3 protein-coding genes and 1 pseudogene are annotated in these 4,678 nt (G+C 73.8%); all 4 read left to right on the top strand.

From position 1 onward, the window contains the following. The coding region (locus ACWF94_RS33970; protein ID WP_453497530.1) for a DEAD/DEAH box helicase at window positions 1–2,226 on the top strand (2,226 nt) is incomplete at its 5' end. Beyond that, window positions 2,223–3,542 carry an SWIM zinc finger family protein gene (locus ACWF94_RS33965; protein WP_453497527.1) on the top strand — a complete coding sequence of 440 codons (1,320 nt, stop codon included), beginning with the start codon at window positions 2,223–2,225 and terminating at the stop codon, window positions 3,540–3,542. The genes ACWF94_RS33970 and ACWF94_RS33965, both read left to right, overlap by 4 nt. Before the next feature lie 85 nt (window positions 3,543–3,627). Beyond that, window positions 3,628–4,041 (top strand): hypothetical protein, encoded by a 414-nt coding sequence (locus tag ACWF94_RS33960; protein ID WP_453497526.1) that lies wholly within the window; start codon window positions 3,628–3,630, stop codon window positions 4,039–4,041. A gap of 65 nt (window positions 4,042–4,106) precedes the next feature. Next, window positions 4,107–4,678 (top strand): annotated as a pseudogene (locus ACWF94_RS33955) (cytochrome P450); the annotation flags it as partial.

The following is a 4,678-nucleotide window of genomic DNA, read 5'->3' as shown; positions in this document are numbered from 1 at the left end:
ACCGACGCCACAGAGGGCGCGGTGGGCACGGCGGGCGCGGAGGCCGGGCACCCCGCAGGGGCGGGCGCCGCCGTCGTCCAGGTGCACAGCCTCGCCGATCCGACGCTCGTCATCGACGCCGCCGGGCTCTGGGCGGGCGACGGCGACGAGCGCTTCGGGCCGCGCGCCCGGATCGACGCGCTGCTCGCGCTGCGCCGCGCCGCCCGGGTCTGGCCGCCCCTCGCCGGGCTGCTGGAGCGCGATGTGCCCGATGTGCTGACGCTCGGCGAGGACGAGTTGTACGAGCTGCTGGGGCCGGGGGCCGCCCGGCTGGCCGCCGCGGGGGTGACCGTGCACTGGCCGAGGGAGCTGGTGCGCTCGCTCTCGGCCGCGGCTGTCGTCCGGCCCGCGCCGGGCTCCGCCACCGACGGCACCCCCTTCTTCGACAGCGAGGAACTGCTGAAGTTCAACTGGCAGCTGGCGCTCGACGGCGATCCGCTGACCGAGGAGGAGATGGACGCGCTGGCCGAGTCGCATCGCGCGATCGTGCGGCTGCGGGACCAGTGGGTGGTGGTCGACCCCGATCTCGTACGCAAGGTCCGCAAGCGCGAGCTGGGGCTGATGCAGCCGGTCGACGCCCTGGCCGTGGCGCTGACCGGCACCGCCGAGGTCGACGGCGAGACGGTGGAGGCGGTGCCGACGGGCACCCTCGCCGCCCTGCGTGACCGGCTGCTGGCGGGAGCCGCGCCGATCGCGCCCCCCGACGGCCTCGCCGCCACCCTGCGCGACTACCAGCTGCGGGGGCTGGCCTGGCTGGACCTGATGACCTCGCTCGGCCTCGGGGGCTGTCTCGCCGACGACATGGGCCTCGGCAAGACGGTCACCCTGATCGCCCTCCACCTCCACCGCGACCGGCCTGCCCCGACGCTCGTCGTCTGCCCCGCCTCCCTCCTCGGCAACTGGCAGCGGGAGATCGTCCGCTTCGCCCCGGGCGTCCCGGTCCGCCGATTCCACGGCACGGACCGGACCCTGCCCGGTGCCGAGGGCGGATTCGTGCTCACGACCTACGGCACGATGCGCAGCAGCGCGGAGCGGCTGGCCGGGCACAGCTGGGGCATGGTCGTCGCCGACGAGGCGCAGCACGTCAAGAATCCGTTCTCGGCGACGGCCAAGGCCCTGCGGACCATCCCGGCACCCGCCCGTGTCGCGCTGACCGGCACCCCCGTCGAGAACAATCTCTCCGAGCTGTGGGCCCTGCTGGACTGGACGACCCCGGGACTGCTCGGTCCGCTGAAGGCGTTTCGCGCCCGGCACGCCCGGCTCGTGGAGCAGGGCGAGGACGACGAGGCCGTGGAGCGGCTGGCCCGGCTGGTGCGGCCGTTCCTGCTGCGCCGCAAGAAGTCCGACCCGGGCATCGTGCCCGAGTTGCCGCCCAAGACCGAGTCCGACCACCCCGTCTCTCTCACCCGCGAGCAGGCGTCGCTCTACGAGGCCGTCGTACGGGAGACCATGGCGGCCATCGCGGGCGCTGAGGGCATCGCGCGCCGGGGCCTGGTCATGAAGCTGCTGACCGATCTCAAGCAGATCTGCAACCACCCGGCGCAGTTCCTTAAGGAGGGCGGCCCACCCTCGCGCGGCAGGTCCCGGCGTGGCGCGGAGGCGGGCCCGGACCCCGCGCGCGCCGTGCCCGTGCGGGGCGGCGGTCTTCGGCTCGCGGGCCGGTCCGGCAAGCTCGCGCTCCTCGACGAGCTGCTGGAGACCATCCTCGCCGAGGACGGCTCGGTCCTGGTCTTCACCCAGTACGTCTCCATGGCCCGTCTGCTGTCGGAGCATCTCGCGGCCCGGGCCATTCCCTCCCAGCTCCTCCACGGGGGGACGCCGGTGGCCGAGCGGGAACGCATGGTGGACCGTTTCCAGTCGGGCGGGACACCGGTGTTCATCCTCTCCCTGAAGGCGGCGGGCACCGGGCTGAACCTGACCCGCGCGGGCCATGTCATCCACTTCGACCGCTGGTGGAACCCCGCGGTCGAGGAGCAGGCGACGGACCGGGCGTACCGCATCGGCCAGACCCAGCCCGTGCAGGTCCACCGGCTGATCGCGGAGGGCACGGTGGAGGACCGGATCGCCGGGATGCTCGCCGCCAAGCGGGCGCTGGCGGACGCGGTCCTCGGCTCGGGGGAGGCCGCCCTGACCGAGCTGACGGACCGTGAGCTGGCCGATCTCGTCTCCCTGCGGAGGCCATCGTGACCCCGCCGCCCCGGCGTCGCCCCGACGCCTCGCCCAGCCGTGCCCAGGGCTCCCCGGCCGGCGGGCGGCGGAATGGCCGGCCGCCCGCCAGGCACGACGACCGCCGGCGTACCTTTCCCGCCCTGGAGCCGCTGACGGGCCAGGACTTCGCCGCCAGCTGGTGGGGGAACGCCTGGGTGGCGGCCCTGGAGGAGACCGCCCTCGACCGGGCCAGGCTGACCCGCGGCCGGGCCTACGCGGGCCGCGGCCATGTCGACGCGATCACGGTCACACCCGGCCGGGTCACGGCGTACGTCCACGGCACCCGACCGCGCCCGTACCGTACGGAGATCCGGCTCCGGACGCTCACGGACGACGAGTGGGACGGGTTTCTGACCGCCGCCGCGGCCCGTCCCGACCATATCGCCGCCCTGCTCGACAAGGACGTGCCCCAGGCACTGACGGCCGCCGCGGATCTGCTGCCGGCGGCGGGTGACCTCATTCCGGACTGCTCCTGCCCGGACGACGGTTACCCCTGCAAGCACGCCGCCGCGCTCTGCTACCAGACCGCGCGGCTGCTGGACGAGGACCCGTTCGTCCTGTTTCTGATGCGCGGGATGGGCGAGCGCGACTTCCTCGCCGACCTCTCCCACCGCAACGCCACCCGGGCGGCGGCCGAACACACGACCACCGCCGCCGCGTCACCCCTGCCGACCGTCCCCGCCCGGGAGGCGCTCGCCCCCCGCCCGCTGCCCGCGCTCCCGCCGCCCTTCCCCTTGCCCGCCCAGCCGGGCCGCCCGCCCGCCTTTCCCCATGCGCCCGGGGCTCCCGACCCCCTCGCGCTGGATCTGCTCGCCACGGAGGCCGCGATCCGCGCCCACACCCTGCTCACCACCGGCGCCGACCCCATCGCACCGCTCACCGACTGGCAGGACGCCGTCCGGCTGGCGGCCGTCCACCCGGGCTCGGGGCTCACCGCGTCCACCCGTGCCCTGTACCGCGAGCTGGCCGCCGCCACCGGCCGCACCCCCACCGATCTGGCCCGTGCCGTAGCCGCCTGGCGGCAGGGCGGCCAGGTGGCCCTCGACGTACTGGAAGAGCCATGGGATCCGCCGGCCGGACCGTTCGACCGAGCGCGGCCCGCCCTGGCGGCGGCGGACTTCCCGTCCTTCAGACCCTGGCGCAATCGGCTGTCGACCCCCTCCCTCCAGCTCCGCTACGGACGCGACGGCCTCTGGTACGGCTATGAGTCGGACGCCGACCGCGAGGACTGGTGGCCCCGGGGCACCCCGGACGCCGACCCGGTGGGTGCGCTCACCGCCCTGCTGGGGAGATGACCGATAAGCTTCCGCTGCACTGTTCATGTGCACTGTTCATGACTCTCCGCGACCGTCCGAAGGGGGCCCAGTGGAGCCGGAGTTGGTGGCGTTGGCAACAGCGGGTGCGACCGCGTTGATCCAGCAGATGGCCGTGGACGGATGGACCGCGGCGCGGGACCGGGTGACAGGATTCTTCACCCGTGGATCTGCCGATCCCGATGCCGTCGCGGCGGACCTGGAGACCTCACGTGCCGAGCTGATCGAGGCCCGAGGTTCTCAGGACGAGGAGACCCAGGCCGACGTCCTGGCCGAATGGCGGACCAGGATGCGCCGCACCCTCCAGGCGGACCCGGGCGCCGCGGCCGAACTGCGGGCGCTGCTCCACGAACTGTCGCCTCCCGACAGCGACCCGGCACCGGTCCCCGTCCAGAACACCATCACCGGCAGCACCCTGCACGGCCCGGTCATCCAGACCGGCACCATCGGAAGCATCAGCTTCGGGAAGCCGGACGACTGACCCCGCCCCTCGCTCGTCCGGCTTGCCCGGCAGGCCGGGCCGGGCCCGCTGTCCAGGTTGGATCCATGACCATCGAAGACCCGACACATGAGCTGCTGGGGGACCCCTACGGTGTCTACGAGCGGCTGCGCGAAACCTCCCCCGTACACCGGATCGCAGGGCCGGACGGGCTGCCCGTCTGGATCGTCACCCGGTACGACGACGTCCGGCAGGCGCTCGCCGATCCACGGCTGTCCCTGGACAAGGCCCATGCGCTGCCGGGTGGTTACCGGGGGTTCAGGCTGCCGCCCGCGCTGGACGCGAACCTCCTCAATATGGACCCGCCCGACCACACCCGTATCCGGCGGCTGGTGTCGCGGGCGTTCACCACACGCCGGATCGAGGAACTGCGGGGGCCGATCCGGCGGACCGCCGACGAACTGCTGGACGCCATGGCGGAGACCGACCGTGCCGATCTGGTCGCCGCGTACGCAGCACCGCTGCCCATCACCGTCATCTCCGAACTCCTCGGAGTGCCCCCGCACTCCCGGCGGGACTTCCGCGAATGGACGGACGCGCTGCTCATGCCCGATCCGGCACGGCCGGACGCCGCCCGGGAGGCCATCGGCAGCATCGTCGGATTCTTCGCCGGGCTCCT

The sequence above is a fragment of the Streptomyces sp. NPDC055078 genome, from assembly GCF_053607985.1.
Note: the sequence above shows the minus strand (reverse complement) of the source record. Positions and strands in the feature narration are given on the sequence as shown.